The 26,443-nt window shown below is 71.9% G+C and carries 23 protein-coding genes; 8 read left to right on the top strand and 15 right to left on the bottom strand.

The features are described 5' to 3' along the window. From IEZ11_RS20710 to IEZ11_RS20695, 4 genes are all read right to left on the bottom strand, one after another. Positions 1 to 1,805: acetyl/propionyl/methylcrotonyl-CoA carboxylase subunit alpha (locus tag IEZ11_RS20710; protein ID WP_189264302.1), on the bottom strand; the 1,805-nt coding region annotated here is incomplete at its 3' end. 8 nt (positions 1,806 to 1,813) lie between these two features. Continuing rightward, complete coding sequence (locus IEZ11_RS20705) at positions 1,814 to 3,412, bottom strand: acyl-CoA carboxylase subunit beta (protein WP_189264301.1); 1,599 nt, start codon at positions 3,410 to 3,412, stop codon at positions 1,814 to 1,816. Beyond that, positions 3,409 to 5,124 (bottom strand): acyclic terpene utilization AtuA family protein, encoded by a 1,716-nt coding sequence (locus IEZ11_RS20700; RefSeq protein WP_189264300.1) that lies wholly within the window; start codon positions 5,122 to 5,124, stop codon positions 3,409 to 3,411. Before IEZ11_RS20700 ends, IEZ11_RS20705 begins: the two co-directional genes overlap by 4 nt. Further along, positions 5,121 to 5,915, bottom strand: a complete 795-nt coding sequence (locus tag IEZ11_RS20695) for a TIGR03084 family metal-binding protein (protein ID WP_189264299.1) — start codon at positions 5,913 to 5,915, stop codon at positions 5,121 to 5,123. Before IEZ11_RS20695 ends, IEZ11_RS20700 begins: the two co-directional genes overlap by 4 nt. A 231-nt stretch (positions 5,916 to 6,146) precedes the next feature. Between IEZ11_RS20695 and IEZ11_RS20690 the strand changes: the two genes are divergently transcribed. Further along, positions 6,147 to 7,205 (top strand): permease, encoded by a 1,059-nt coding sequence (locus tag IEZ11_RS20690; protein ID WP_373294947.1) that lies wholly within the window; start codon positions 6,147 to 6,149, stop codon positions 7,203 to 7,205. Then, positions 7,202 to 7,975, top strand: coding sequence for a TIGR03943 family putative permease subunit (locus IEZ11_RS20685; protein WP_189264298.1), 774 nt, complete (start codon positions 7,202 to 7,204; stop codon positions 7,973 to 7,975). Before IEZ11_RS20690 ends, IEZ11_RS20685 begins: the two co-directional genes overlap by 4 nt. Here the strand turns inward: IEZ11_RS20685 and IEZ11_RS20680 are convergent. The 7 genes from IEZ11_RS20680 to IEZ11_RS20650 form a co-directional block, all read right to left on the bottom strand. Beyond that, the gene (locus tag IEZ11_RS20680) at positions 7,945 to 8,967 is read right to left on the bottom strand and encodes an EamA family transporter (protein WP_189264297.1); all 1,023 of its coding nucleotides are present in this window, start codon (positions 8,965 to 8,967) and stop codon (positions 7,945 to 7,947) included. The genes IEZ11_RS20685 and IEZ11_RS20680 overlap by 31 nt on opposite strands. 223 nt (positions 8,968 to 9,190) lie before the next feature. Continuing rightward, positions 9,191 to 10,078 carry a hypothetical protein gene (locus IEZ11_RS20675; RefSeq protein ID WP_189264296.1) on the bottom strand — a complete coding sequence of 296 codons (888 nt, stop codon included), beginning with the start codon at positions 10,076 to 10,078 and terminating at the stop codon, positions 9,191 to 9,193. A 193-nt stretch (positions 10,079 to 10,271) separates the two neighbouring features. Further along, entirely contained in the window at positions 10,272 to 12,497 is a 2,226-nt protein-coding gene (locus IEZ11_RS20670) for an ABC transporter ATP-binding protein (RefSeq protein ID WP_189264295.1), read from the bottom strand. 93 nt (positions 12,498 to 12,590) lie between these two features. Then, positions 12,591 to 12,716 (bottom strand): hypothetical protein, encoded by a 126-nt coding sequence (locus IEZ11_RS51980; protein ID WP_268239917.1) that lies wholly within the window; start codon positions 12,714 to 12,716, stop codon positions 12,591 to 12,593. Positions 12,717 to 12,991: 275 nt separating this feature from the next. After that, positions 12,992 to 14,119 (bottom strand): lipid II:glycine glycyltransferase FemX, encoded by a 1,128-nt coding sequence (locus tag IEZ11_RS20665; RefSeq protein ID WP_189264294.1) that lies wholly within the window; start codon positions 14,117 to 14,119, stop codon positions 12,992 to 12,994. A gap of 236 nt (positions 14,120 to 14,355) precedes the next feature. Beyond that, on the bottom strand, positions 14,356 to 15,114 hold the full coding sequence (locus tag IEZ11_RS20660) for a metallophosphoesterase family protein (RefSeq protein WP_229713231.1): 759 nt from the start codon (positions 15,112 to 15,114) through the stop codon (positions 14,356 to 14,358). Continuing rightward, a complete protein-coding gene (locus tag IEZ11_RS20650) occupies positions 15,111 to 18,335 on the bottom strand; it encodes an FAD-binding and (Fe-S)-binding domain-containing protein (RefSeq protein ID WP_229713229.1) in 3,225 nt (1,074 codons plus the stop codon). Before IEZ11_RS20650 ends, IEZ11_RS20660 begins: the two co-directional genes overlap by 4 nt. A 156-nt stretch (positions 18,336 to 18,491) precedes the next feature. On the opposite strand from IEZ11_RS20650, the gene serC reads away from it, so the two are divergent. After that, on the top strand, positions 18,492 to 19,610 hold the full coding sequence (gene serC, locus IEZ11_RS20645; RefSeq protein WP_189264293.1) for a phosphoserine transaminase: 1,119 nt from the start codon (positions 18,492 to 18,494) through the stop codon (positions 19,608 to 19,610). Between the two features lie 140 nt (positions 19,611 to 19,750). Continuing rightward, positions 19,751 to 20,233, top strand: coding sequence for a hypothetical protein (locus IEZ11_RS20640; protein ID WP_189264292.1), 483 nt, complete (start codon positions 19,751 to 19,753; stop codon positions 20,231 to 20,233). A gap of 54 nt (positions 20,234 to 20,287) precedes the next feature. On the opposite strand, the gene gcvH is transcribed toward IEZ11_RS20640, so the two are convergent. The 3 genes from gcvH to IEZ11_RS20625 all read right to left on the bottom strand — a co-directional run bounded on the left by gcvH (position 20,288) and on the right by IEZ11_RS20625 (position 22,510). After that, complete coding sequence (gene gcvH, locus IEZ11_RS20635) at positions 20,288 to 20,671, bottom strand: glycine cleavage system protein GcvH (protein ID WP_189264291.1); 384 nt, start codon at positions 20,669 to 20,671, stop codon at positions 20,288 to 20,290. A gap of 108 nt (positions 20,672 to 20,779) precedes the next feature. Beyond that, complete coding sequence (locus IEZ11_RS20630; protein ID WP_189264290.1) at positions 20,780 to 21,319, bottom strand: hypothetical protein; 540 nt, start codon at positions 21,317 to 21,319, stop codon at positions 20,780 to 20,782. Positions 21,320 to 21,490: 171 nt separating this feature from the next. After that, entirely contained in the window at positions 21,491 to 22,510 is a 1,020-nt protein-coding gene (locus IEZ11_RS20625) for a TolB-like translocation protein (protein ID WP_189264289.1), read from the bottom strand. 100 nt (positions 22,511 to 22,610) lie between these two features. On the opposite strand from IEZ11_RS20625, the gene IEZ11_RS20620 reads away from it, so the two are divergent. From IEZ11_RS20620 to IEZ11_RS20610, 3 genes are all read left to right on the top strand, one after another. After that, a complete protein-coding gene (locus tag IEZ11_RS20620; RefSeq protein ID WP_189264288.1) occupies positions 22,611 to 23,294 on the top strand; it encodes a GDSL-type esterase/lipase family protein in 684 nt (227 codons plus the stop codon). A gap of 88 nt (positions 23,295 to 23,382) precedes the next feature. Then, on the top strand, positions 23,383 to 23,970 hold the full coding sequence (locus IEZ11_RS20615; protein WP_189264287.1) for a Uma2 family endonuclease: 588 nt from the start codon (positions 23,383 to 23,385) through the stop codon (positions 23,968 to 23,970). Between the two features lie 65 nt (positions 23,971 to 24,035). Further along, positions 24,036 to 25,028, top strand: a complete 993-nt coding sequence (locus tag IEZ11_RS20610; RefSeq protein ID WP_189264286.1) for an aldo/keto reductase — start codon at positions 24,036 to 24,038, stop codon at positions 25,026 to 25,028. A gap of 200 nt (positions 25,029 to 25,228) precedes the next feature. On the opposite strand, the gene thpR is transcribed toward IEZ11_RS20610, so the two are convergent. Continuing rightward, complete coding sequence (thpR, locus tag IEZ11_RS20605) at positions 25,229 to 25,801, bottom strand: RNA 2',3'-cyclic phosphodiesterase (protein ID WP_189264285.1); 573 nt, start codon at positions 25,799 to 25,801, stop codon at positions 25,229 to 25,231. Positions 25,802 to 25,869: 68 nt separating this feature from the next. Between thpR and IEZ11_RS20600 the strand changes: the two genes are divergently transcribed. Next, positions 25,870 to 26,421 (top strand): GNAT family N-acetyltransferase, encoded by a 552-nt coding sequence (locus tag IEZ11_RS20600; RefSeq protein WP_229713227.1) that lies wholly within the window; start codon positions 25,870 to 25,872, stop codon positions 26,419 to 26,421. Positions 26,422 to 26,443 lie beyond the last annotated feature (22 nt).

The following is a 26,443-nucleotide window of genomic DNA, read 5'->3' as shown; positions in this document are numbered from 1 at the left end:
TCTACCTGTTGGCCGACGACGACCCGCAATTCACTGAGGGTTCCCGTGACCGGCGCGGTGATCTGGTGCTGCATCTTCATCGCCTCCAGCCACAGCAGCGGCTGGCCGGCCTCCACCGTCGCGCCCGCCTCCAGGCCCTCCGCCATCCGTACGACCGTCCCCGGCATCGGCGCGAGCAACGACCCCGGTGCCAACTGAGCCTTGGCATCGGGGAAGCGGGGCAGGGCGGTGAGGAGGGTGTTGTTGACGTGGACCTGGGTGCCGTAGCTCGTCACCTCGAACTTGCGGTGTACGCCGTCGATGTCGAGTACGACGAGACGGGCGTCGGCGTGCACGACCCGTACGCCGTCCGCCGTGAGGCCCTCGCGGGTGTGCCGGTAGCGGGCCTCGTGCTCCTCGCCGGCCATCAGGTAGCGCTTGGTCTGCGGCTGGGAGGGCAGGTTGCGCCAGCCGCCGAAGCGGGAGCGGCCGTGGGCGTCGGCCAGGGCGGCCGCGAGGGGGGCGTGCGGGTCGGGGGCGGGCGCCGTCAGCTCGGTGAGGTGGCGGTCGTAGAAGCCGGTGTCCATGCGGGCCGAGGCGAACTCCGGGTGGCGCAGGGAGCGGACGAGGAGGTCGCGGTTGGTGGCGGGGCCGTGCAGGGTGGCCTGTTCCAGGGCGCGGGCCAGTTTGCGCAGCGCCTCGGCGCGGGTGGGGGCGTGGGCGACCGCTTTCGCGAGCATCGCGTCGTAGTGGACGCCGATCTCGTCACCGTCGGTGTAGCCGGTGTCCAGGCGGACGCCGTCCGGTACGGCGAGGCGGTGCAGGGTGCCGGTCTGCGGGGCCCAGCCGCGGGCGGGGTCCTCGGCGTAGAGGCGGGCCTCGATCGCGTGGCCGCGCGCGGGTGGGGCGTCCAGGGGGAGGGCGTGGCCCTCGGCGACGCGGATCTGTTCCGCGACCAGGTCGAGGCCGAACACGGCCTCGGTGACGGGGTGTTCGACCTGGAGGCGGGTGTTCATCTCCAGGAAGTGGGCCCGGCCGTCGGCGACGAGGAACTCGACGGTGCCCGCACCGACGTACGCGACGGCACGGGCGGCGCGTACGGCCTGCGCGTACAGCTCCTTGACCAGCCCCTCGGGGAGGCCGGGTGCCGGGGCTTCCTCGATCACCTTCTGGTGCCGGCGCTGGAGTGAGCAGTCGCGGGTGCCGAGCGGCCACACCGTGCCGTGGGTGTCGGCGAGGATCTGCACCTCGACGTGGCGGCCGCGTTCGAGGTAGGGCTCGACGAAGACCTCGCCGTCGCCGAAGGCGCTCATGGCCTCGGCGCGCGCGGCCTCCAGTGCGGCGCCCAGTTCGTCGAGGCGGCGCACGACGCGCATGCCGCGCCCGCCGCCGCCCGCGGCCGCCTTGACCAGTACCGGCAGGTCCGGCTCGGTGACCTCGCCCAGGGGGGCGATGCCCATCAGTTCCTTGGCGCGGGTCTTGGACGCCATCGCCTCGATCGCCGCCGGGGGCGGTCCGATCCAGACCAGGCCGGCGTCGAGGACGGCACGGGCGAAGTCGGCGTTCTCGGAGAGGAAGCCGTATCCGGGGTGCACGGCGTCCGCGCCGGCGCTCACGGCGGCCTTCACCACCAGGTCGGCGCGGAGGTAGGTGTCGGCGGGTGTCGCGCCCGGCAGCCGTACGGCGGTGTCGGCCACGCGCGCGTGGAGCGCGTTCTCGTCGGCGTCCGAGTGCACGGCGACGGTCCTGATGCCGAGTTCGGCGCAGGTGCGGAAGATCCGGCAGGCGATCTCGCCGCGGTTGGCGACCAGCAGGGTCGAAATCACGTGATCCCTCACATCCGGAAGACGCCGAAGCCGCCCCGCGCGCCTTCGTAGGGGGCGGTGTGGACGGCGGACAGGCACAGGCCGAGGACGGTGCGGGTGTCGCGCGGGTCGATGACGCCGTCGTCGTACAGCCGCCCGGACAGGAACTTGGGCAGCGACTCGGACTCGATCTGCTGCTCGACCATGGCGCGCAGGGCCGCGTCGCCTTCGTCGTCGTACGGCTGCCCCTTCGCCGCGGCCGACTGGCGGGCGACGATCGACAGGACGCCGGCGAGCTGCTGCGGGCCCATGACGGCCGACTTGGCGCTGGGCCAGGCGAACAGGAAGCGGGGGTCGTAGGCGCGGCCGCACATGCCGTAGTGCCCGGCGCCGTAGGAGGCGCCCATGAGGACGGAGAGGTGCGGGACGCGGCTGTTGCTGACCGCGTTGATCATCATCGCGCCGTGTTTGATGATGCCGCCCTGCTCGTACTCCTTGCCGACCATGTAGCCGGTGGTGTTGTGGAGGAAGAGCAGCGGGATGTCGCGCTGGTTGGCGAGCTGGATGAACTGGGCGGCCTTCTGGGACTCCTGGCTGAACAGCACGCCCTGGGCGTTGGCCAGGATGCCGACCGGGTAGCCGTGCAGGTTCGCCCAGCCGGTGGCGAGGCTGGTGCCGTACAGCGGCTTGAACTCGTCGAAGTCGGAGGCGTCGACCAGGCGGGCGATCACCTCGCGCGGGTCGAAGGGGATCTTCAGGTCGCCGGGGACGATGCCGAGGAGTTCGTCGGCCGCGTACTTGGGCGGTTCGGCGGGGCCGGGATCGGGGTGCGCCTTGCGGTGGTTGAGGCGGGCCACCACGCGCCGGGCCTGCCGGAGCGCGTCCGGTTCGTCGACGGCGAAGTAGTCGGCGAGGCCCGACACGCGCGCGTGCATCTCCGCGCCGCCCAGCGACTCGTCGTCGCTCTCCTCGCCGGTGGCCATCTTCACCAGCGGCGGTCCGCCGAGGAAGACCTTCGCGCGCTCCTTGACCATGATCACGTGGTCGGACATGCCGGGGATGTAGGCACCGCCGGCGGTGGAGTTGCCGAAGACGACGGCGATGGTGGGGATGCCGGCGGCCGACAGCCGGGTGAGGTCGCGGAAGATGGCGCCTCCGGGGATGAAGATCTCCTTCTGGGACGGCAGATCGGCACCTCCCGACTCGACCAGGCTGATGCAGGGCAGCCGGTTGGCGAGGGCGATGTCGTTGGCGCGCAGGGCCTTCTTCAGCGACCAGGGGTTGCTGGCGCCGCCGCGCACGGTCGGGTCGTTGGCGGTGATCAGGCATTCCACGCCCTCGACCACCCCGATCCCGGTGACCAGGGAGGCGCCGACGGCGTAGTCGCTGCCCCAGGCTGCCAGCGGGGACAGCTCCAGGAAGGGGGTGTCCGGGTCGAGGAGGAGTTCGATGCGCTCGCGGGCGAGGAGCTTGCCGCGCCCCCGGTGCCGTTCGACGTACTTCGCGCCGCCGCCCGCGAGGGCCTTGGCGTGCTCGGCCTCCAGGTCGGCGAGCTTGGCGAGCATGGCCTCGCGGTTCGCCCGGTGTTCGGGGGTGTTCAGGTCGAGGGTGGTCTCGATGACCGTCACAGCAGGGCCTCCGGGATGTCCAGGTGGCGGGAGCGGAGCCATTCGCCGAGGGCCTTGGCCTGCGGGTCGAAACGGTGCTGGGCGGCCACCCCCTCGCCGAGCACGCCCTCGACGGTGAAGTTGAGGGCGCGGAGGTTGGGCAGCGGATGCCGGGTGACCGCCAGTTCGCGGGTCTCGGGCAGGAGGTGGCAGAAGGTGTCGACGGTCAGGGTGTGGGCGAGCCAGCGCCAGGCCTCCGCCGAGCGCGCCCAGACGCCGACGTTGGCGTTGCCGCCCTTGTCGCCGCTGCGGGCCCCGGCGACGAGCCCGAGGGGCGCCCGCCGGGTGGGACCACCGGCCGGGTACGGCTCGGGCAGCGGTGGTTCGGGCGGGTCCTGGAGTACGAGGGTGTCCTGGGCCGGCGGCACAGGGATCCGTCGCCCGTCCTGGAGGACGGCCACATGGGGCACCTCGCCATGTGGGACGTACACATCCTCGAAGACCCCATAGGGGGCGCCCTTCCCGGGTGGTGCGAGCACATGGAAGCCGGGGTAGCTGGCGAGCGCCAGTTCCACGGCGGCCGCGCTCAGCGCCCGGCCGACGGTCTCCTGGTCCCGGTCCCGTACGACGAGCCGCAGCAGCGCGCTGGCGGTCTCCTCGGTGTCCGCGTCGGGGCGGTCGGTGCGGACCAGCTCCCAGCGGACGCCGGACGGCGGGGACTTGGCGAGCGCGTCGGCCATCTGCTGCCGTACCAGCGCGGCCTTCGCCTCGATGTCGAGCCCGGTGAGCACGAAGACGACCTCGTTGCGGAAGCCGCCCAGCCGGTTGCGGCCGACCTTGAGGGTGGGGGGCGGCGCCTCGCCCCGGACGCCCTCGATCCGCACCCGGTCCGGACCGTCCTGGCTGAGCCGGACGCTGTCCAGGCGGGCGGTGACATCGGGTCCGGCGTACCGGGCGCCGCCGGTCTCGTACAGCAGCTGGGCGGTGACCGTGCCGATGTCGACGAAGCCGCCGGTGCCGGGGTGCTTGGTGATGACGCAGCTGCCGTCCTCGTGGAGTTCGGCGAGCGGGAAGCCGGGCCGCCTCAGGTCGCGGCCGGCGGCCCCGGCCCCTGCCCCTGCCCCGGCCCCGGCCTCGGCGAAGAACGCGTAGTTGCCGCCGGTGGCCTGGGTCCCGCACTCCAGGACGTGCCCGGCGACGACGGCGCCCGCGAGCCGGTCGTACTCCCCCGGCTGCCAGCCGAAGTGGGCGGCGGCGGGCCCGGTGACCAGGGCGGCGTCGGTGACCCGGCCGGTGACCACGATGTCGGCGCCGGCCCGCAGGCACTCGGCGATCCCGAAGCCGCCGAGGTAGGCGTGGGCGGCGAGGCTTCCGGGGTGGGCGGCGGTCAGGTCGTCGCCCTCCACATGTGCGACGCGCACAGGTATGCCGAGCCGGTCGGCCAGCTTCCGTACGGCGTCGGCGAGTGCGGCGGGGTTGAGGCCGCCGGCGTTCGTGACGATCTTGACGGACCGCTCGTGCGCCAGGCCCAGGCAGTCCTCCAGCTGGCGCAGGAAGGTGCGGGCGTATCCGGCGCCGGGGTCCTTGAGGCGGTCGCGGCCCAGGATGAGCATGGTCAGCTCGGCGAGGTAGTCGCCGGTGAGGACGTCGAGTCCGCCGCCGGTGAGCATCTCGCGCAGGGCGTCGAAGCGGTCGCCGTAGAAGCCGGAGGCGTTGCCTATCCGCAGGGTCACGGGGTGCCGCCCCGCGGGGTGCGGCCGGGGCCGGGCGGGCCGGCGAAGGCCTGGGCGACGTCCAGCCAGCGGTCGGCGTCGGGGCCGACGGCTTCGAGCGCCAGATCGGCGCGGTGGGCGCGCTGGGTGACCAGGAGACAGAAGTCGAGGGCGGGGCCGGTGACGCGGTCGTCGGCGTCCTCGGGGCCGTACGTCCACCGCTCGCCGGACGGGGCGGTCAGTTCGACGCGGAACTCCTCGAACGGCACGGGCAGTCCGTGCACGCCGAAGGCGAAGTCGCGGGTGCGGACGCCGAGGCGGGCGATGTGCCGGAGCCGGTCGGTGGGGGTGGGGCGCACACCCAGCGCGTCCGCGATGTCCAGGCCGTGCGCCCAGGTCTCCATGAGCCGGGCGGTGGCCATGGAGGCGACCGACATAGGGGGGCCGTACCAGGGGAAACGCGCCCGCGCGGGTGCCGCGCGCAGCGCCTGGTCCAGGGCCTCGCGGCCGGCCCGCCAGTCCGCCAGCAACTGCTCGGGGGGCTTGGCGGCGCCCTCCTCCGCCCCGTTGTCCACGAAGTCCCCGGGCTGGGTCAGCGCCTTCTCGACCTCACGGGCGAAGGCGTCCCGATCGGTCACGGCCAGCAGTGAGGAGTGGTCGGTCCAGGCGAGGTGCGCGATCTGGTGGGCGACGGTCCAGCGGGGCGCGGGCGTGCCGAGGTCCCACTGCTCGGGCCTCAACTCGGCTACCAGCCGGTCGAGTTCCGCGCTCTCCTCACACAGGTCGTCGATGACGGGCGTCGGATCGGACATGGGGAGGAGCATGGCAGCGGGCCCGGAAACAATCAAGCACGCTTGCATGAATTCGGGAACCCGAGACGGGCGGCGGAAGGCGCGACCGGCCCCGGGACGGGGTGTCCCTTGGTGACATCCGGGGGCGCTCTGGGGCAATCCTTGGTACGACCCGTCGTGGCAGGGGGACCGGCATGCCCTATGTTCGATGCGAACATCCGGCGATGGAGTGATGTGTGAGGCGTGCGGGGCGTGCGGAGGACAGATGAACTCGCCGTGGGGGCCGAGACGACTGCCGTCCTGGCACCCCCGGCAAGCGGCCACCCGACGGGCGTCGAGGACCCGCCGCCACGTGAGCCTCCCCGCTTCTGGCCGTTCCTCCTGGTGGCCGCCGCGGTGCTGCCCGGTACGGCTCTCTTCCTCGTGGGCCAGGGCGTCAGCAGGGCCGCGCTGCAGGCCTGGCAGACGGTGTGTCTCGCCGTGATCGTGCAGGCGACACCGTTCCTGCTGCTCGGTACGGCGCTGTCCGGGGCGATCAACGCGTTCGTGCCGGAGCGGGTGTTCACCCGGCTGCTGCCCAAGCGGCCCGCGCTCGCCGTGCCGGTCGCCGGAGTCGCCGGGGTGGTGCTGCCGGGGTGCGAGTGCGCGTCGGTGCCGGTGGCGAACAGTCTGATCGGGCGCGGCGTCACCCCGGCCGCCGCCTTCGCGTTCCTGCTCTCCGCGCCCGCCATCAACCCGGTGGTGCTGACCGCCACCGCCATCGCCTTCCCCGGCGCCCCCCTGATGGTGCTGGCCCGGCTGCTCGCCTCGCTGGTCACCGCCGCCGTGATGGGCTGGCTGTGGCTCTGGCTGGGCCGGGAGGAGTGGCTGCGGCCCGCCGTACGGCACACCGGGCACCAGCAGGGGCACAACCGCTGGACGGAGTTCCGGCGCGGCTTCCAGCACGACTTCCTCCAGGCGGGCGGCTTCCTGGTGGTCGGCGCCATGGCCGCGGCCACCTTCAACGTGGCCGTACCGCGTTCGGTCCTTGACACCTTCTCCGGTTCGCCCTGGCTGTCGGTGCTGTTCCTGGCCGCGCTGGCGGTCATCCTCGCGGTGTGCTCGGAGGCGGACGCGTTCGTGGCGTCGTCGCTCACGGGCTTCTCGCCCACTGCCCGGCTGACGTTCATGGTGGTCGGACCCATGGTCGACCTCAAGCTGATCGCGTTGCAGGCGGGCACGTTCGGCCGGGCCTTCGCGGCCCGCTTCTCGACCGCCACGACGGTGGTCGCGGTCCTGTGCAGTGTGCTGGTCGGAGGGGTGCTGCTGTGAGACGTCCGCTCCAGGTGACCCTGCTGGTCCTCAGCGGCCTCGGCCTGCTGCACGCCTCCCTCTTCACCGACCTGTGCCTGCGCTACGTGAAGCCCGGCATGCGGCCGCTGCTGATCCTGTCCGGGTTCGTGCTGCTGGTGCTGGGCATCGTGGAGGCGGCGGTACGGGAGGGCGGGAAGGGGCACGGCAGGCATGGTGGCCCCGCACATGGCGCCGGACCACACAGCGAGTCCGAACACCATCATGGTCACGACCACTCGGCCGTTCCCCGGATCGCCTGGCTGCTCCTGCTGCCCGCGCTGAGCCTGCTCTTCTACGCCCCGCCGGCGCTCGGCGCGTACACCGCCGCCCGGCAGCCCGCCAAGGTCATCGCGGAGCAGGACGGCTTCGATCCGCTGCCGAAGACCTCACCGCTGCCCCTCACGCTCACGGACTTCACCACGCGGGTGCAGCAGGACCGCTCGCTGGCCATCAAGGCGCGGACCGTGCAGATGAGCGGGCTGGTCACGCCCGTCCCGGGGGGCGGGAGCTGGGATCTGACCCGGATCATCATCTCGTGCTGCGCGGCCGACGCGCAGTCCGTGAAGGTGCGGATCTACAGCGACAGCATCCCGCCGGCCAACACCTGGGTGTCGGTCACGGGGAACTGGCATCCCGGCGGGAAGCTGGGCACGAAGTCCGCGCCGGTCGCGCTGGACGCCCAGACCGTGAAGAAGATCCAGCGGCCCTCGAACGGCTATCAGGACGCGCTGCCGTTCCCCTCGGGCTGAGCGGCTGCCGCCAGGTCCGGCTGGGCGCCTGCCGCCAGGTCCGGCTGGGCCGCGGCGGCCGGCCGGCGGCCGCGGCCCACCTGGGAGCGGACCGCGCCGATGCTGGCCGCGATGACCAGGGCGACGGCGGCCGCCTGGGTGGCGGACAGGGCCTGGCCGAGGATGAGGAAGCCGGCGGTGGCGGCGATGGCCGGTTCCAGGCTCATGAGGACGGCGAAGGTGTGCGCGGGAAGGCGGCGCAGGGCGAGGAGTTCGAGGGTGTAGGGCAGGACCGAGGAGAGGATCGCGACCGCCGAGCCGAGGGCGACGGTGGTCGGGTCGAGGAGCTTGGTACCGGCGTCGACGATCCCCAGCGGCAGGAACAGCAGTGCCGCGACCGCCATGGCCAGGGCGAGGCCGTCGGCCTGCGGGAAGCGGCGGCCGGTGCGGGCGCTGAAGATGATGTAGGTGGCCCACATGGCGCCGGCCCCCAGGGCCAGGCCGACACCCACGGGGTCGAGGCCGCTGAAGTCTCCGCCGCCGAGCAGGAAGACACCGCCGAGCGCCAGTCCCGCCCAGAGGGCGTTGATCAGGCGCCGGGAGGCCAGCACGGACAGGGCGAGCGGTCCGAGCACTTCGAGGGTGACGGCGAGGCCCAGCGGGATCCGGTCGACGGCCTCGTAGAAGAGGCCGTTCATCGCGCCCATGGTGATGCCGAAGACGATCACCGTGCCCCAGTCGGTGCGGGAGTGGCCGCGCAGCCGGGGCCGGCAGACCACGAGCAGGACCACGGCGGCCGCGAGGAGCCGCAGGGTGACCACGCCGAGCGCGCCCGCCCGGGGCATCAGGGTCACCGCGAGAGCACCGCCGAACTGCACGGAGATCCCGCCGGCCAGCACCAGCCCGACCGGCCCGAGCGAGCCGAGCCGGCCCGGGATGCCGGTGGCGGCGGGCGTCGGCAGCGGGCTGGGCACGGGTGTGGACGTCGGCTGCGAGGTGCTGGGCGTGGTCACGGGCGGTCCAGAGATTCGTTGTTCAGTACGATGCACTTCTCAGTCCAGGGTAATGGACCGAGACAGGCGCGTGAACCCCTTATGGAACTGTCCTGGATGCTGAGATGCCACACCGCCGGAGAAGCCGGAGAAGCCGGAGAAGCCGCGAGACACGTTCGGCCCCACCCCTGTGCGGGGCGGGGCCGAACGGCGGTGAAACGAATCTTCAGGTGGCGGCCGGACGCTACCTCACGTCGACGTAGTCGCCGGTCGCCGTCGACGCGCCGGTGGTGGCGTTGGTCGCGAACGAGTAGCGGAAGTACCCGTCGGCCGTGGCCTTGACCGTGGTCTTGAGGGCGCCGCCGGTGCCCGCGGTGATGGTCTTGAGCGTGGTGTAGGTGGTGCTGCCCTTCTTGCGGTACTGCAGCTGCACCTTCTGCGACGCGTAGCCGGAGTACGCGCCGGTGTTCCAGTTGGCGCGCGTCAGCTTGCCGGTGACGGTGATGGTCTTGCCCTTCTTCACCGGCTCCGGGGTGGCGTCGACGGTCAGCTTGGACGCCTTCTTGATCTTGCCGGTGCCGACGTTGTCGTCGAAGCTGGCGCTCGCGTAGAGGTCGTAGCCGCCGAGGGCGAGCTTCCAGGTGCCGGCGGCACCGTTGTCCGGCATGTCGACGGCCGCGTCGATGTTGAAGACGGCCGTGCAGCTGTAGACGCCGGTCTGGGTGGTCGACTCGGTGCAGACCGGGTCGTCGTCGGTGCCCAGGGCGCCGGTGATGGTGTCCGTGCTGGAGGGGTCGGTGCCCTGCCAGAGGAAGGCCTCCGTGACCGCGACGCCGCTGGAGCTGGTGGCGGTGTAGGTCGCGGTGACGGCCTTCTTCGTGGTGGTGCCGAGGACGACGTCCTTGCCGCCGTTGACGACGCCCTTCGAGAAGGTGATGCTTCCGATCCCGTCCTTCGGACGGACGGTCCGCGCGGAGTTCGCGGCGTGCGTGGCGTGCGCGGAGTTCGCGGCGAAGGAGCTGAGCTGCGCCTTCGCGCTCGGGCGGGCCGCCGCTTGGGCGGCCACCGGGACAGCGAGTGCGGACAGCGCGACCGCACCGGACAGAGCGGTGGCCGCGACGCGTATACGCATGTGAATCCCCCTGGGATCGCGAGGGGCCCGGCGGGTCGCCCCGGCCGAGCCCATTGGCGTACGCAGCCTACGAACGAAGTGGAGGATTCTTGAAGATCTCCTGTGCAATAGGTGTGTAACAAGACTCACATGACGGGCACTCACCGGAGCGGCGCACCGTCCGGGGCCTGTCCCGGCGGCTGGTGACGGCGACTCAGATGCCGGGCCAGGGCTCCTCGTCGCGGAACAGGGGCCGGCCGTCGGGGAGCGTGGTGGGCATGTTCGCCCCGTAGTCGGCCTCCATGGGGACCGCTGTCTGGACCTCCATGGGGGCGGCTCCCGTGGGGGCGGCTCCCATATGGGCTTCGTACATGGGCTGGGGCCATAGCCCGGCCGCCGCGTACATGTTGTAGTCGTACATGTTCCCGTACGGCTGCTGGTAGGCGTAGCCGCCGTCCCCACCGCCCTGCGCCGCCGCGTAGGAGGCCTGGGGCGCTCCGGCCGCCATGGTCGCTGCCACCGGGGCCGCGCCGCCCTGCTCCACGAACAGCGGCAGCCGCAGTTCGCCGGTGTCCATCATCGCGTTGTTCTGGGAACGGTGGAGCCTGGAGTAGGCGCCGCCGCGGGCGAGGAGTTCGTCGTGCCGGCCGGTCTCGACGATGCGGCCGCGGTCGACGACGAGGATGCGGTCGGCGTCCGGGGCGAGGTTGAGGTCGTGGGTGATCATGATGGTGGTACGGCCGGTCATCAGACGGCGCAGCGGTTTGACGACCCGGCGGGCGGCCATCGCGTCCAGGCCGGTGGTCGGCTCGTCGAGGACGAGGACGGGGGCGTCGCGCAGGATCGCGCGGGCGATGGCCAGGCGCTGGAGCTGACCGCCGGAGAGCCGGGCGGAGTTGGGGTCGACCTTGGTGTCGTAGCCCTCGGGCAGCCGGACGATGAAGTCATGGGCGTCGGCGGCCCTGGCCGCGTCCTCGATGGCCTGGTCGCTGGCGCCGGGCCGGCCGCAGGCGATGTTGGCGCGCACGGTGTCGTGCAGGACGAGGGTCTCCTGCGGGAGCAGGGTGATGTACTCGCGCAGCCGGGCCAGCGGGAAGTCGCCGAGGGGGACGCCGTCGAGGAGGACCTCGCCGCTGTCGGGGTCGTAGAAGCGGAGCAGCATCTTGGAGACGGTCGACTTGCCGGCACCGCTGGGGCCGGTGATGATCACGAGCTCGCCGGGGCTGACGGTGAAGGAGAGGCCCTCCAGGGCGGTCCGGTCGGCGCCGGGGTAGCGGAATCCGACGTCGCGGACCTCGATGGCGCCGTCCGGGCGGCCGGTGTCGGTGCCGGCGCCGCGCCGGGGGTCGGCGACCGACGGCCGCACGTCCAGGATCTCGATCAGCCGCTCCGCGCCCGCCGTGGCGGCGGTGACGGTGAGGCCGAGCTGGGCGAGACCGCGCACCGGCGGGTAGAGGTAGCCGAGGAAGGCGGAGAAGGCGAGGAGCTGGCCGAGGGTCATACGGCCGGTGGAGATCTCCCAGGCGCCGATGCCGATGACGGCGAGGACACAGATCGTCTCGATGACCTGGACGAGCTGCTCGTAGGCCTCGTTGAGGCGGGTGGAGCGGACGGAGGCGCGGAACCAGGCGTTCGCCTCCTCGTGCAGTCGGCGGCGCTCGGCGTCGCGCCGGTCGTACGCCTGCGTCAGCACGATGTTGCCGAGGGACTCCTCGACGACGGAGGTGATCGCGCCGTCGGCGACCCGGCCCGCCCGCGAGACGTCCTTGATGGAGCCGGAGAAGCGGCGGGCGGCCAGCCAGAACAGCGGCGCGAGGACGAAGGTGGCGGCGGCCAGGTCCCAGCGCAGCCAGAACGCGGCGGCCGCGTAGAAGATGGCACTGAACAGCGCCGACGCGGCGCCGACCAGCCCGGACACCACCATCGTCTCGATGGCCTCGACATCGCTGGTCAGGCGGGAGAGCAGGTCGCCCTGGCGGTGGCGCTGGAAGAAGTGCGGGGGCAGCTGCTGGACGTGGTCGAAGACGTGCTCGCGCAGCCGCATGACGAAGCGTTCGGTGACCCAGGCGGCCAGCGAGTTGCCGGCGTACGCGACGATCGCGCCGACGATCGCGATGGCCAGCCATTTGCTCGCCGGGCTCCAGAACGCGCTCAGCGAGCCCTTCTGGAGGGCGTGGTCGGTGAGTTCGCTGAAGAGGAGAATGGCCTCGGTCTCGGCCAGCGCGGCGATCACCGTGCACACCCAGACGATCACCAGCCAGCCGCGCAGGCCCTTGGTCAGCGGCCAGAAGCGGCGGAAGGCGACGCGGGCCGGGATGGTGGGCGTGTACTCGTCCTCGTACTCGCCGTCTTCGTCATCGTCTTCGTCATCGTCGCCCTCGTATTGCGGGTCGGTGACTTCGTACTCGTATTCTGTGCCGTCACTCTCCTTCACGCGCATTTCACACTACCTCCGCTCTCCGACGCCGGAATTACTGAAAACCAGGGAGTGCAAAAGGACCGACGGCAAACCGTCGGTCCTTTTGCAGCTAACTCAGTTGTCCTGACCCGGGATGGGCTTCGGAGCCGGCTTCGGGGCCCGCTTCTTGGGCTTCGGCGGCGGCGGGGGGAGCTGCTTGTTGGGCTTGGGGGGCAGCGGGGCGAGCTTCTTGAGGCTCATTCCGACTCCTTGAGAGTTCGAAGTGCAATTGGTGCAGGATGGTACGAGAATTCTCTTGGGGCAACGTCCGGGGATTTTGGATCGTCATCCTCGGCAATCCCCGCCGCCCGACACCGATGAACTTACACGGCCTGAATCCCAAGCGACGGCAAAGTCGGCAAGCGAACGGCAAGCAGGTGCTGTGAATACCTATGTAACAGCTGTATAACGACCCCCAGGCTGAGAGTTCTCTTATGAACCTGAGAGCCAGCTTATGAACCCGGGCCGGACGGGCCTCAGCGGCGGGCCAGGTAGAGGTCGAACGCCTTGTGGAGCAGCCTGTTGAGGGGGAAGTCCCACTCCCCGACGTACTCGACGGCCTCGCCGCCGGCCCCCACCTTGAAGCGCAGCAGCCCCAGCAGGTGGTTGGACTCCTCCAGGGTGTCGGTGATGCCCCGGAAGTCGTAGACGGCGGCGCCGAGTCCATGGGCGTCGCACATCATCCGCCACTGCATGGCGTTGTTGGGCTGGACCTCGCGCCTGCGGCCGGTGGAGGCGCCGTAGGAGTACCAGGAGTGGTCGCCGACGGTGAGCATGGTGGCCGCGGCGAGGACGTCGCCGTCGTGGTGGGCGAGGTAGAGCCGCATGCGGTCGGGGTGTTCGGCGGTGAGCGCGGTCCACATGCGCTGGAAGTAGGAGAGCGGGCGCGCCACGAAGCGGTCCCGCTCGGCGGTCTCCGTGTACAGGCCGTAGAAGGCGGGCAGGTCCTCGTACCCGCCCCGCACCACCTTGACCCCCGCCTTCTCCGCCTTCTTCACGTTGCGCCGCCACTGCTGGTTGAGCCCGCGCTGGATGTCGTCCAACGACCGCCCCGCGAACGGCACCTGGAACACGTACCGGGGCTGCCCGGCCGCGAACCCCTCCTCCCCGCCCGCCGCCGCAGGCCGCCACCCGGTCCGGCGCAGCCGTTCGGCGAGGTCCGCGGCGCGGCTGTCGTACGACGTCGGCTCGGCGTCCCCCAGCCGCCGGGCGGCGGGATCGGCGATGGCCTCCTTCACGGCCTCCGCGCTCCACCGCCGTACGACGACCGGCGGCCCCATCTTCACCGCGAACGCCCCACGCCCCTTCAGGTACGCCAGCATCGGATCGAGCCATCGCGCCAGGTCGGGGTCGTGCCAGTCGATGGCGGGCCCCTCCGGCAGATACGCCAGGCACCGCCTCACCCTGGGCACCGCCCGCAACAGCACGAGCCCCGCGCCGACGATGCGCCCCTCCCCGTCGAACCACCCCAGACTCTCCGCCCGCCAGTCGGGCTTCACGTCCCCCCAGGACGGCAGCTGCAGATGACTGACGGACGGACGTGAACCGGCGAAGGCGAGATGGTCGGCGCGGGAGATGGGCTGGAGACGAAGGGCTGCTGTCATGGGCGGTGCTCCTGGGCAGGTCGGCGACGGCTCACTGACGACACTCACCGATCGGGACAGCGGACGGGACGGGACCGGCGGCGTCTGCTTCAAGGACAACAGACACGGGCCTGCCGGGAATCGTTTCGGCGCGCGGGTGGACGGGTGCGTGTCGGCCGGGCGGAGGAACCGGGGCGGGTGACAGGCACCCGACCCCGGCGGGGCGGATGCCCGCACGAGGGCGAGGCCCTCGCCCGCTACCCGGCCCCGAACACCCCGAGCGCCTCCCCGTCCGACGCCCTGGCCCGCAGGAAGTAGTCGGCCCAGCCCTCGATGCCGGGGTATGCGCACTCCGCCACCACACGGGCGACGGCCGTCGGGATGTCGTACGGCGTGACGCGCAGGTCGGCACCCGGGCCGAGCAGGCACCAGTGGGCGCCGGGGCGGCCGTACGGCATGCCGACGCTGCCGGGGTTGACGACCAGGCGGCCGTGGGCGAGGCGGAGGTAGGGCATGTGGGTGTGGCCGCAGACGACCGTACCGATGTCGGGGGCGACGGCGGCGAAGACCTCCGCCCAGCGGTCCAGAGGGGAGTCGACCAGGACGACCTCCTCGTCGTCGCGCGGGGTCGCGTGGCAGAAGAGGACCCGGCCGAGGCCCCGGATCGTCAGGGTGGCCGTCCCGGGAAGGGCGGCCAGGAAGTCGACCTGGTCGTCCCGGAGCGCGTCCGCCGCGAACGTGCCTATCGGGTCCGGGATCTCGGCGCGCTCTCCCCTGCGGTACTCCACCAGCTCCCGGTCGGCGTTGCCCGACAGCCACAGCACCCGGTCGCCCAGTGCGCGCAGCGCGTCGATCGTCCCGGCCGGCTGCGGGCCCGCCGTGATGTCGCCGGTGAGGACGACACGGTCGGCCGCGGTCACGTCCGGCTCCGCCAGCACCGCCTCCAGCGCCGGCAGCACCCCGTGGATGTCGGAGAGCACCGCCACCCGGCTCAACCCGTCCACGTCGCCCGTCACTTCGCCTCCCTCTCCAGCCCTTCCGCCAGCACCTCCGCGAGGTGTCTCCCCCGCACCCCCGCCAGTTGCTCCAGCTGCGTCCGGCAGGAGAAGCCGTCGGCCAGGACCACCGTGTCCGGGTCCGCCTCCCGTACCGCCGGCAGGAGCTGCTCCTCCGCGCAGGCCCTCGACACCTCGAAGTGGCCCTTGGCGAAACCGAAGTCGCCTGCCAGTCCGCAGCAGCCGCCGGCCAGGTCGCCGGTGAGGGCGGCGGCGGCCCGCAGGCGGCGGTCCGGGGCGTCGCCCAGTACCGCGTGCTGGTGGCAGTGGGTCTGCCCGGTGACCGGGCGGTCCAGGTGGGGCGGGGTCCAGTCGGGGGCCAGGCGTTCCAGTGCCTCCGCGAAGGTGAGCACCCGCGCGGCGAGGCGGGCCGCCCGGGGGTCGTCCGGGAGCAGCTCCGGCAGGTCGACCCGGAGAGCGGCAGCACAACTGGGCTCCAGGACCACGATCGGCAACGGGTACGGAAAATCACCGTCCGCCTCCGGGTCCGGGTCCGGCGACGACTCCGGGTCCGGCTCCGGCTCCGGCTCCGGCTCCGGCTCCGGCTCCGGCGACGACTCCGGCTCCGGGTCCGGCGACGACTCCGGGTCCGGGTCCGGGTCCGACTTCGGGGCCGACCCCGGCTGCGAGTCCGGGTCCACGCCCAGGTCCGGCTCCCGATCCGGCTCCCGGTCCGGCTCCGGCTCCAGCCCCTGGACCGCCTCCACCTCCGCGTCCGCCTCCACCTCCGCGTCCGCCTCCACGTCCGACGGCAGCAGCAGCAACGGCTCCAGCAGGTCCAGTGTCCGGCGCAACACCTCGCGGGCCCGGTCCAGTTGGCCTGTCGACAGGTAGGTCAGTCCGCAGCAGGCGCGGGCCCGGCGGGTCCTCCACGGGAACACTCCGATGCCCCGCAACTCGCCGTCGGCCGACCGCAGGAGACGGCCCGGACGGGTCGGCAGTGCCATCACCCCCACCCCCGCCGCCTCCAGGACCCGTACCGCGGCGCGGCCCACGGACGGTGACAGGTGCTCCGTGAAGGTGTCCGGCCACAGGAACGCCATCCGCCTCGGCAGGTCGATCCGCCGTCCGGCCCGCGCGTCCGCCCGCCAGGCGCGCAGGCGCCCGCGCTCCCGTCGCCGCTCCCACCGGCTGAAGGGCTCGGTCGCGAGGCGGGGGATCCGCCGTTCCGGCGCGATTCCGCCCAGCCGCTTGGCGAGCGCCGCCAACGGCCGTACCGAGGCGCGGGCGTTGGCCAGACCCGCCGTGCGGGTACGGGACGTCCAGGCCAGCCATCTCGGCAGCCAGCCCATGCTGTAGTGGGTGGCGGGACGGCGCCGGCCCGCGTAGTGGTGATGCAGGAACTCCGCCTTGTAGGTCGCCATGTCCACCCCGACCGGGCAGTCCGACCGGCAGCCCTTGCAGGACAGACAGAGGTCGAGGGCGTCCCGGACCTCGGTGGAGCGCCAGCCGTCCGTCACCAGCTCGCCCGCCAGCATCTCGTGCAGCAGCCGGGCCCGGCCGCGGGTGGAGTGCTCCTCCTCGCCCGTGGCCCGGAAGGACGGACACATGACGGACGCGCCGGACGCGCCGGACGGTCCGGCCGTACGGCACTTCGCCACGCCCACGCAGCGGCGGACCGCCGCCGAGAAGTCGCCGCCGTCGGCGGGGTAGCCGAAGACGACGGGCAGCGGCTCGCGGGGCAGGACGGCGAAGCGGAGGTTGGTGTCCAGCGGGGCGGGACGGACCAGCATGCCGGGGTTGAGGAGGTCGTCCGGGTCCCAGACGCGCTTCGCGCGCTCGAAGAGCGCCACCATCTCCTGCCCGTACATCCTCGGAAGCAGCTCCGCCCGTGCCTGGCCGTCCCCGTGCTCCCCGGAGAGCGAGCCGCCGTGCGCCACCACCAGCCCGGCCAGCTCCTCCGAGAAACGGCGGAAGCGAGCCACGCCCGCCTCGCTGAGCAGGTCGAAGTCGATACGGACGTGGATGCAGCCGTCACCGAAGTGGCCGTACGGGGTGCCGTGCAGGCCGTGGGCCGACAGGAGGCTTCTGAAGTCCCGCAGGTAGGCGCCGAGTCGGGCCGGCGGTACCGCGCAGTCCTCCCAGCCGGGCCAGGCCTCCCGGCCGTCCGGCATCCGGGTCGCCGTGCCGGAGGCGTCCTCGCGGATGCGCCAGAGCGCGCGCTGCGCGGCCGGGTCGGTGACGAGCCGTGCGTCGAGAACGTCCGCGGCCCGGACGACCGTCTCCGCACGCGCGCGTGCCTCCGCCGCCGTCCCGCCGCCCGTCTCGACGAACAGCCAGGCGCCGCCGCGCGGGAGTCCGGCCGGGGAGGGCACCAGGTCGGCCGCCATGCCCTCCACCGTCAGCGGCGCGAGGGCGAGCAGTCCGGCCGCGGCCTCCGCCGCCGCGCTCTCGTCGGCATAACCCAGCACCGCCAGGGCACGCGCCGGGGGCGACTCGACGAGCCGTACGGTCGCCTCGGTGAGGATGCCCAGGGTGCCCTCGCTGCCGCAGAAGGAGCGGGCGACGTCGGCGTCCTTCTCGGGCAGCAGGGCGTCCAGCGCGTACCCGGAGATCCGGCGCGGCAGCTCCGGGAAGCCGGTGCGCAGCCGGGCCAGGTCGCCCGTCACCAGCTCGCGCAGCCCCTCCGGGGCCCCGGCCCAGTCCTGCCCCAGCCGCAGCCGCCGCCCCCGCGCGGTGATCACGTCCAGTCCGCGCACGTTGTCCGCGGTGGTCCCCCAGGCCACGCTGTGCGAGCCGCAGGAGTTGTTGCCGATCATTCCGCCGAGCGTGCAGCGGCCGTGGGTGGAGGGGTCGGGGCCGAAGCGCAGGCCGTGAGGGGCGGCCGCCTCCTGGAGCCGGTCCAGGACCAGCCCCGGCTGGACGACGGCCGTACGGGTGGCGGGGTCCAGGTCGACCAGCCGGTTCAGGTGCCGGGTGAAGTCCAGCACCACGCCGGTGCCCGTCGCCTGTCCCGCGATCGAGGTGCCGCCGCCGCGCGCCACCACCGGGACCCCGCGGGTCCGGCACACCTCCAGCACGGCCGCCACGTCGTCCGCGTCCCGGAGGGCCACCACCCCCACCGGGACCCGTCGGTAGTTGGACGCGTCCATGGTGAACAGCGCCCGGGACGTGACGTCGAAGCCGACCTCACCCCGGACCGCACCCCGCAGTTCCGTCTCGAGTCCCGCCAGATCCGTCATGCGTCCAGGATGCATCCGATCACGTACAGTCACCGCACCTTTTCCACAGCCACGCCAATATCGTCGTACAACCCCACAAGTCCAGGGCTTGGCGATCTCGTCTCATCGAACGGACACGGTTCCGTCCCGTTTCGCCCAACGGCTACCCTCCGACTCGTGGCTGACATCCAGATTCCTGCTGACATCAAGCCCGCGGACGGTCGGTTCGGCGCGGGTCCCTCCAAGGTGCGGGTGGAGGCGCTGGACGCGCTGGCCGCCACCGGTACGTCCCTGCTCGGCACCTCCCACCGCCAGGCCCCGGTCAAGAACCTGGTCGGCCAGGTCCGCGAGGGCATCAGCTCCCTCTTCTCGCTCCCGGACGGCTACGAGGTCGTCCTCGGCAACGGCGGCTCCACCGCCTTCTGGGACGTCGCCACGCACGGCCTGATCGACGCCAGGTCCCAGCACCTGAACTTCGGCGAGTTCTCGTCCAAGTTCGCCAAGGCGGCCAAGCTCGCCCCCTGGCTGGCCGAGCCCACCGTCATCGCCTCCGACCCGGGCACCCACCCGGAGCCGCGGGCCGAGGCCGGCGTCGACGTGTACGCCCTCACCCACAACGAGACCTCGACCGGTGTCGCCATGCCGATCAAGCGGGTCGCGGGCGCCGACGAGGGCGCGCTGGTGCTCGTGGACGCGACCAGCGGTGCCGGCGGCCTCCCGGTCGACATCGCCGAGACCGACGTCTACTACTTCGCCCCGCAGAAGTCCTTCGCCTCCGACGGCGGCCTGTGGATCGGCGTCTTCTCGCCGGCCGCGATCGAGCGCGCCGAGCGCGTCCACGCGTCCGGCCGGCACGTCCCGGAGTTCTTCAGCCTCCCCACGGCGATCGACAACTCCCGCAAGAACCAGACGTACAACACCCCGGCCCTCGCCACCCTCTTCCTGCTCAACCAGCAGCTGGAGTGGCTGAACGGCCAGGGCGGTCTGGCCTTCTCCACCGGCCGCACGAAGGACTCCTCGACCCGCCTCTACACCTGGGCCGAGGAGAGCAAGTACGCCGCCCCGTTCGTCTCCGACCCGGCCAAGCGCTCGCAGGTCATCGGCACGATCGACTTCGCCGACGAGATCGACGCGGCCGCCGTCGCCAAGGTGCTGCGCGCCAACGGCATCGTCGACACCGAGCCCTACCGCAAGCTCGGCCGCAACCAGCTGCGCGTCGCGATGTTCCCGGCGATCGACCCGGCGGACGTCGAGGCGCTGACGAAGTGCATCGACTACGTGATCGAGAAGCTCTAGCGGTACGGCAACTCCCGTCAAAAGTTGCTGGTTTGCCCGGAAGGCATGATCAAGGCAAAGCCTTCCGCGTGTCGTTGAGTTCTCCTTCGTCGCACACCGGACACTGTGTGCCCCATGCGACGAAGGAGATCCACGCGCACATGAACAGACCGATACCGGGCACCGTCGAGGTTGGGGTGCGTCACATCCTCAGTGACAAGGTCACCGGCTTCCTCGTCCGAACCCGCCGCATCACCTGGAAGGACGGCATCTTCCGGGTACGCCGCCCGCAGTCGGGCAAGCAGACCGTGGAGCTCAACTGCCCCGTCTGCGACGCGTCCCTGCTGGCCGAGGTCCGCACCGAGGCGCGCACCCGCCGGACCAGGGTCGTCTTCGGCGTCCTGGCCGCCCTCTGCGCGATCGTCTTCTTCGCCGCCTTCGCCTACGCCGTGCACGAGGGCGGCAAGACCCTGCCCGAGGGCCAGTCGCTGCCGACCCTGTTCCCCGTCAGCGTCGTCTCGATCTTCGTCACGTTCGCCGTCACCCCCGCGCTCGCCATCCGGAGCCGCGTCTACAACGGCGTCACCCTGCTGGACGCCCCCAAGCCACGCCGCCGGCACAGCATCAGGCCGGTACGTCGCTGAGCGCCGGGCACACCGAGGGGCGCCCGGCGGACCACCGCGGGCGCCCCGGTGCCGTCACTCCCCGATGAGCTTCCGGTACGCCTTGGCGTCCAGCAGCCCGTTGGAGGACACCCCGTTCTTGGTCCTGATCCTGAACAGCCACATCTCGTACGGCATGTCGTTGACCGACTCGGGCTCGTCGACGAGGTCGGAGTTGGCCTCGACGATCTCCCCGGCGAGCGGGCTGAACAGGTCGGACGCCGCCTTCACCGACTCCACGACCCCGACGGATTCCCCGGCCTCGACCTTCCTGCCGACCGCGGGCAGCTCGAAGAAGACGATGTCACCGAGCGCCTTCTGGGCGTGGTCGGTGATACCGACGGTCGCGGTGCCGTCGGTACCGGTACGGATCCACTCGTGTTCGTCGGTGTAACGGAGGTCGGCGGGCACGTCGGACATGTCAGGGCTCCTTCGGCGGTCGCGGTGCGATCGGGAACAGCCTGCCGCCACCGATCCACATATCGCTACATTTCCGGCACCGCGGTCGACCATGCAGGTGACGGCGTGTCAGGGCGCGGGGGTGCCGACCGTGGCGGTGATCGCGCCGATCACACCGGTGCTGCCGACGGTGACCGAGACCGTGACCGGCTGGACCGGGTTCGGCGGCACGACCGGGTTGGGCGGCACGACGGGAGAGATCAGCAGGAAGGCCGGTCTGACCTTGAGCGTCGTGGTGGCCGCCGCCGAGAAGGGCAGGTCGTCCCGGTGCGCGCCGACGAGGTCGTACCTCCCGCCGCTGGTGGCACCGGTACCGGAGGTGTCGTCCAGGCTGCTGATGATCTGGGCGGTGCCGCCGCCCGCGGCGTTCGGGAGGGTGATGACGGAGACGTCGAGGGTGCCCGTGAGCGCGATCTGCTCACTCGGTCCGGTGAAGGTGCCGCTGATCGGCAGCCTGACCGAGCGGAACTGCGGAAGGACGGTGGCCGCCGCCCGGTCCGTCCAGGCGGGCTCGGCGGTGGCGGTGCCGGCGGCCACCGGGACGGTCAGGCCGAGGGCGGCCGTGAGCAGGCAGACGTTCCCGGCCAGGCGTAGGGCGGTGCGGCGCATGGGTGCTCCCATTCCGTGAGGCGGGACCCGGTGCTCTGTCGGTGCCTCCGTCCCGCGGGACGCTTCCCAGCCTGCCCGGACCCGGGTACGCCCGCCTCGCCGGTGACCCGTAAGGGTGACGCGGGGCGACGCGGGGCGACGCGGGGCGGCCTGGGGCGACGCGGGGCCGCGTCAGTGCCGGCGCGCGGAGGGTCGGCGCAGCCGTCGCAGCCCGAAGAGGGCGAGCACGGCGACCCCGACCGCGACGGCACCGGCCTTGGCCCCGCCGCCCGCGAACCCGCCGCTGTCCTTGCCGGCCGCCGAACTCCCGCCGCCCGAGGACGGCGACGCCTTGTCCGACCCGCCCGGCACGTCCTCGGCCTGCACGGGGCTGTCGGTCCCCTCGCTCCCGTACATCAGCCTGGTGCCGTCGGCGGAGTAGCTGACCGACTCGCCCTGCTTCTGCAGCGGCACGTCGAGCCGCCCCTCGCGCTTGATGTCGCCGCCGTTCCAGTCGTAGTAGATGCCGCCGAAGTAGCCGCGCACGGCGAGTTGCTTGCCGTCGGGCGAGAAGGCCGCGTCGGTGGCCCAGAGGTCGACGGCGGCGACCGGCTTGAAGATGTTGGTACCGGAGGCGGAGAGGGTCGCCGGACCCTCGTACAGATGGCCGCCGTTCTCCTTCTTGTCGATGATGTACACCCGCCCGGTCTTCGGGTGGACGATCAGCGACTCGGCGTTCCGCGCGCCGTTCGAGTACTTCACGACGTACTGGGTGGCCCGGACGGTCTGGTCGACCAGCTTCTTCGGCTCGGGCAGCCGGTAGATCCAGACGTAGGGCCAGCTGCCGTCGAGGTTGTCCCCGATGTCGCCGACGTAGATCTGGTTGTCGGGGCCGATGGAGATGGCCTCGACGTCACGGGGTGTTCCGACACCGCTGAGCGTGATCCTCGCGACGGTCTTCCCGGTGGCGCTGTCGACGGCGTAGACGTACGGGCCGTCGCCGCTGTCGTTGTGCGTCCAGTAGATGCCGGGGTGCAGGTGGGAGGCGGCGAGACCGCTGGACTCGGTGATGCGCGGGTCCGTGATCGTGAACCCCTTGTCGCCGGCGCCGGTGCCGGTGCCGTCGGCGGCGGAGGCGGAGGTGGCGGGCGCGGAGGCCAGCGCCCCCGTGAGCAGGATCCCGGCGAGCAGGGCGAGCGATCGTGGACGCATGGGCACAAGCCTGCCATCCCGCGCTGTGTCCGGGCGCGGGGGGACGTGGCGGTCCTCACACCGGACCCCAGTCCACCTCCTGATCGTCCATCATGAGCGGATGCTCAGGTTCATGCCCGTCGGGGACTCGATGACCATCGGCAGCACGGGCGAACACACCTGGCGGTACCGCATGTGGCAGCACCTGTGCGAGACGTACGGCGGCCCGTTCACCCTGGTCGGGCCCCGCGAGACGCTGTACGACAAGCTCGCCGAGGCGCCCGTCTCGTACGGCTACGCCGACCCCGGCTTCCCGCGCGCCCACCTGGCCGGCTGGGGCGAGGGCTGGCTGCACATGGCGCCGCTGATCGGGGAGGCGGTGCGCTCCTGCCGCGCCGACGTCCTGCTCGTCTCCCTCGGTCTGATCGACCTGGGTTTCTACACGAACGCGGAGCAGACGGCGGCGAACGCACGGGCCTTCGTCGCGAACGCGCGGGCGGCCAGGCCCGGCGTCCGCATGGTGCTGCTGCCGGTGATCCCGAACATCCGCGCCACCTCGGACGGCCCGTTCGCGGAGCAGGTGTCCCTCTTCAACGAGCTGCTGGCGAAGGCCGCGGCCGATCTGGACGAGCCCCGCTCCCCGATCCTCATGGCCTCGCCGCCGGAGTCGTACGACATCCACACGGACACCTACGACGGCACCCACCCGAACGCGAACGGCGAGCACCGGATCGCGGAGGCGTTCGCGGAGGCGATGTGGCAGGGGTGGGGAATCGGCCAGGAATACGAGCCTGGAACGGACTGACCGAATTCCGCCGTTGCCCGGTCACCGTACGTATCGTTGAACCGCGCGGCCGCACTCGTGTGGAGGACGGCCGGGGAGGAGCGCCACGATGACCGTCCTGGAGGACAGGATCGAGATGGCCGACGCCAACACCAAGCGCCTGGACGAGTGGTTCGAGCGCCTTGAGCGGATGCCCGTCCCCGAAGGATTCAGGGTCGAGGTCGTCGGGGGCAACGTATTCATGGTGCCGCAGCGGAACACGCATTGGCAGATCATCCGCCAGATCCTGCGGGCCTTGGAAGACAGGTTCGGGGAGGATGTCCTGGTCTTCAGCGACGTCCGTGTCGATTTCCCCGGCTTCGAGAACGGCTTCTGCCCGGACATCGCCCTGCTCAAGGACTCGGCCAAGCCCGACGACACGGGTCACTGGCGCTACCAGGACGTCCAGTTCGTCGCCGAGGTGATCTCCAAGGGCACGGCCGCCAACGACTACGGCCCGAAGCGAACCGCGTACGCGGAGGCCGAGGTCCCCGTCTATGTCGTCGCCGACCCCTACCAGGGACGCTGCCACGTCTACACCGCCCCCAAGGACGGCGACTACGACGAACCGACGCGGGTGGACTTCGGCACCGACATCGATCTGACCGGCACGGTGGTCGGCCTCGTCCTCAAGACCGACAAGTTCCCGACCGACTAGCTCTCCCGGCCAACCGGCCCGAAGCCCTTGCCTAGAGCGCACTCCACGCCGTTGGCTGGGTGACCATGAAGTACACGCAGCTCGGACGTACCGGACTCAAGGTCAGCCGACTCGTCCTCGGCACCATGAACTTCGGCCCGCAGACCGACGAGGCCGACAGCCACTCGATCATGGACGCGGCCCTCGACGCCGGCATCAACTTCTTCGACACCGCCAACGTGTACGGGTGGGGTGAGAACAAGGGCCGTACCGAGGAGATCATCGGCAACTGGTTCGCCAAGGGCGACGGCCGCCGCGACAGGACGGTCCTCGCCACCAAGGTGTACGGCAACATGGCCGCCGACGGCGACGCCTGGCCCAACCACGACAAGCTCTCCGCGCTGAACATCCGGCGCGCGGTCGACGCCAGCCTCAAGCGGCTGCAGACCGACTACATCGACGTCTACCAGTTCCACCACGTCGACCGGCGGACTCCCTTCGAGGAGATCTGGCAGGCGATCGACACCCTCGTCACGCAGGGGAAGATCCTCTACGTCGGCTCCTCGAACTTCCCCGGGTACAAGATCGCCCAGGCCAACGAGATCGCCGCCCGGCGCGGCGGGACCATCGGGCTGGTCAGCGAGCAGTGCCTCTACAACCTCGCCGAGCGCCGTGCCGAGATGGAGGTCATCCCGGCCGCGCAGGAGTACGGCCTCGGGGTCATCCCCTGGTCGCCGCTGCATGGCGGACTGCTCGGCGGTGTGATCAAGAAGGAGGTCGAGGGCGGGCGCCGGGCCGGTGGCCGGGCCGCCGACTCCCTCGCCAACACCACCATCCGCGCCCAGATCCAGGCCTACGAGGACCTCCTGGACAAGCACGGCGTGGAGCCCGGCGAGGCCGCCCTGGCCTGGCTGCTCACCCGTCCCGGGGTCACCGGCCCGATCGTCGGCCCGCGCACCGCCGAACAGCTCGACTCGGCGCTGCGGGCCGTGGAACTGGAGCTGAGCGACGAGCTGCTGACCGGCCTGGACGAGATCTTCCCGGGCCCGGGCCCGTCGCCGGAGGCCTTCGCCTGGTAGCCGACCTCAGGACCGGCGCCCCACAGGGGCGCGGGGAACTGCGCGACCAGCCATCGGCCGCTCGCGGCCGAAAACCGGCCGCAGTTCCCCGGTCCGCCGGTCCTCACCTCATCGCAGAGGCCACGGCAACCACCACGAACAACAACACAAGCGCACCGGCCATGATCCGGTTCCGGGTCTTCGGGTCCACGGCACCGAGCCTAACCGGCCGCCCCCAGCCCCCAGCGGCCGACCACCTCGTACCGCGGCTGCTCCCCCGGCACCCCGGACACCGGCAGACTGCTCCGCACCAGCGCCAGCTCCCCGACCGTCCAGGTCCGGCTCGCGAACTCCGCGAGCAGCGCGAGGTACGGCCGTACCTCCGTCGCGTCCCGGCTCCGGGCCACCGTCAGATGAGCCTTGTAGCGGCGGTGCTCCGCCATCGGCAGGCCCGCCTTCCGGGCCGCCGCCTCCGCACGGCCGGCCAGCAGGCGCAGGGTGTCCAGGTCTCCGTCGGCGCCCGCCCACAGGGCCCTGCCGTGTCCGAACTGCCCGCCGCCCGTGACGGCCAGCGCGAACGGCGGGGTGCGGCGGGCCGCCCGGCCCAGGCGCTCCGACAGGTCCGGTACGACGTCGTCCTCGACCTCGCCGTAGAACGCGAGCGTGTAGTGCCAGCCGGGCCGGCCGGTCCAGCGCAGCGCCTCCGCACCCGGCAGCCGCTTCAGCCTGTCGATCTCGGCACCGAGTTCCGCGGCCACCTCCGGCGGGGGCAGCACGGCTGCGAAGAGTCTCATGGGGCAACCCTGCCAAAAAACCGGTTGCGCGCGGCACGCACGACGACGTGAATCGCTGGATGGAGCGCATGGACAGCATGGACAGCATGGCGGGCAGCGGGAAGATCAGGATCCGGGACGGCCGCGCCGACGACATCCCGGTGGTCCTCGGGATGTTCGACAGCGCCGTGGAGTGGCTGGTGTCCCAGGGCCGGACCCGGCAGTGGGGGACCACACCCTGGTCGGCGAATCCGCGGGCCGTGGAGATGATCGACCGGTACTTCGCCGAGGGCAGCCCGTACATCGCCGAGTACGACGGTGTGCCGGCCGCCACCCTCACCCTCACCGACGCGCCGGGCTCCTACCTGGCACCCGCCGCCGAGCCCGAGCGGTACATCCACATCCTGGCCTCGGACCGCCGGTTCAAGGGCACCGGAACCGGCGCCGCGCTGCTCGCCCACGCGGCCGCGGAGACCTGCCGGGCCGGGGTCTCCCTGCTCCGTGTCGACTGCTACGCGGGCGACGACCGCAAGCTGGTCGCCTTCTACGAGAACAACGGCTTCGTCCCGACCGAGGCCTTCACCGTCGCCGTCGCGGGCGACGACAGCTGGCCCGGACAGGTACTGGCCCGGAGGCTGTAAGTCCGCCTCCGGGCCGGTACCT

It is taken from the genome of Streptomyces fuscichromogenes (assembly GCF_014645815.1).
GTDB lineage: Bacteria > Actinomycetota > Actinomycetes > Streptomycetales > Streptomycetaceae > Streptomyces > Streptomyces fuscichromogenes.
This window is presented reverse-complemented; position numbering and strand designations above follow the sequence as displayed.

Bases quoted from the DNA above. Each gene is read 5' to 3' on its own strand.
- IEZ11_RS20650 (WP_229713229.1), bottom strand. From the start codon at position 18,335: ATGACGGATCTGGCGGGACTCGAGACGGAACTGCGGGGTGCGGTCCGG.
- gcvH (WP_189264291.1), bottom strand. From the start codon at position 20,671: ATGTCCGACGTGCCCGCCGACCTCCGTTACACCGACGAACACGAGTGG.
- IEZ11_RS20630 (WP_189264290.1), bottom strand. From the start codon at position 21,319: ATGCGCCGCACCGCCCTACGCCTGGCCGGGAACGTCTGCCTGCTCACG.
- IEZ11_RS20625 (WP_189264289.1), bottom strand. From the start codon at position 22,510: ATGCGTCCACGATCGCTCGCCCTGCTCGCCGGGATCCTGCTCACGGGG.
- IEZ11_RS20675 (WP_189264296.1), bottom strand. From the start codon at position 10,078: ATGCGTATACGCGTCGCGGCCACCGCTCTGTCCGGTGCGGTCGCGCTG.
- IEZ11_RS20665 (WP_189264294.1), bottom strand. From the start codon at position 14,119: ATGACAGCAGCCCTTCGTCTCCAGCCCATCTCCCGCGCCGACCATCTC.
- IEZ11_RS20620 (WP_189264288.1), top strand. From the start codon at position 22,611: ATGCTCAGGTTCATGCCCGTCGGGGACTCGATGACCATCGGCAGCACG.
- IEZ11_RS51980 (WP_268239917.1), bottom strand. From the start codon at position 12,716: ATGAGCCTCAAGAAGCTCGCCCCGCTGCCCCCCAAGCCCAACAAGCAG.
- IEZ11_RS20600 (WP_229713227.1), top strand. From the start codon at position 25,870: ATGGACAGCATGGACAGCATGGCGGGCAGCGGGAAGATCAGGATCCGG.
- thpR (WP_189264285.1), bottom strand. From the start codon at position 25,801: ATGAGACTCTTCGCAGCCGTGCTGCCCCCGCCGGAGGTGGCCGCGGAA.
- IEZ11_RS20615 (WP_189264287.1), top strand. From the start codon at position 23,383: ATGACCGTCCTGGAGGACAGGATCGAGATGGCCGACGCCAACACCAAG.
- IEZ11_RS20670 (WP_189264295.1), bottom strand. From the start codon at position 12,497: ATGCGCGTGAAGGAGAGTGACGGCACAGAATACGAGTACGAAGTCACC.
- IEZ11_RS20640 (WP_189264292.1), top strand. From the start codon at position 19,751: ATGAACAGACCGATACCGGGCACCGTCGAGGTTGGGGTGCGTCACATC.
- IEZ11_RS20610 (WP_189264286.1), top strand. From the start codon at position 24,036: ATGAAGTACACGCAGCTCGGACGTACCGGACTCAAGGTCAGCCGACTC.
- IEZ11_RS20695 (WP_189264299.1), bottom strand. From the start codon at position 5,915: ATGTCCGATCCGACGCCCGTCATCGACGACCTGTGTGAGGAGAGCGCG.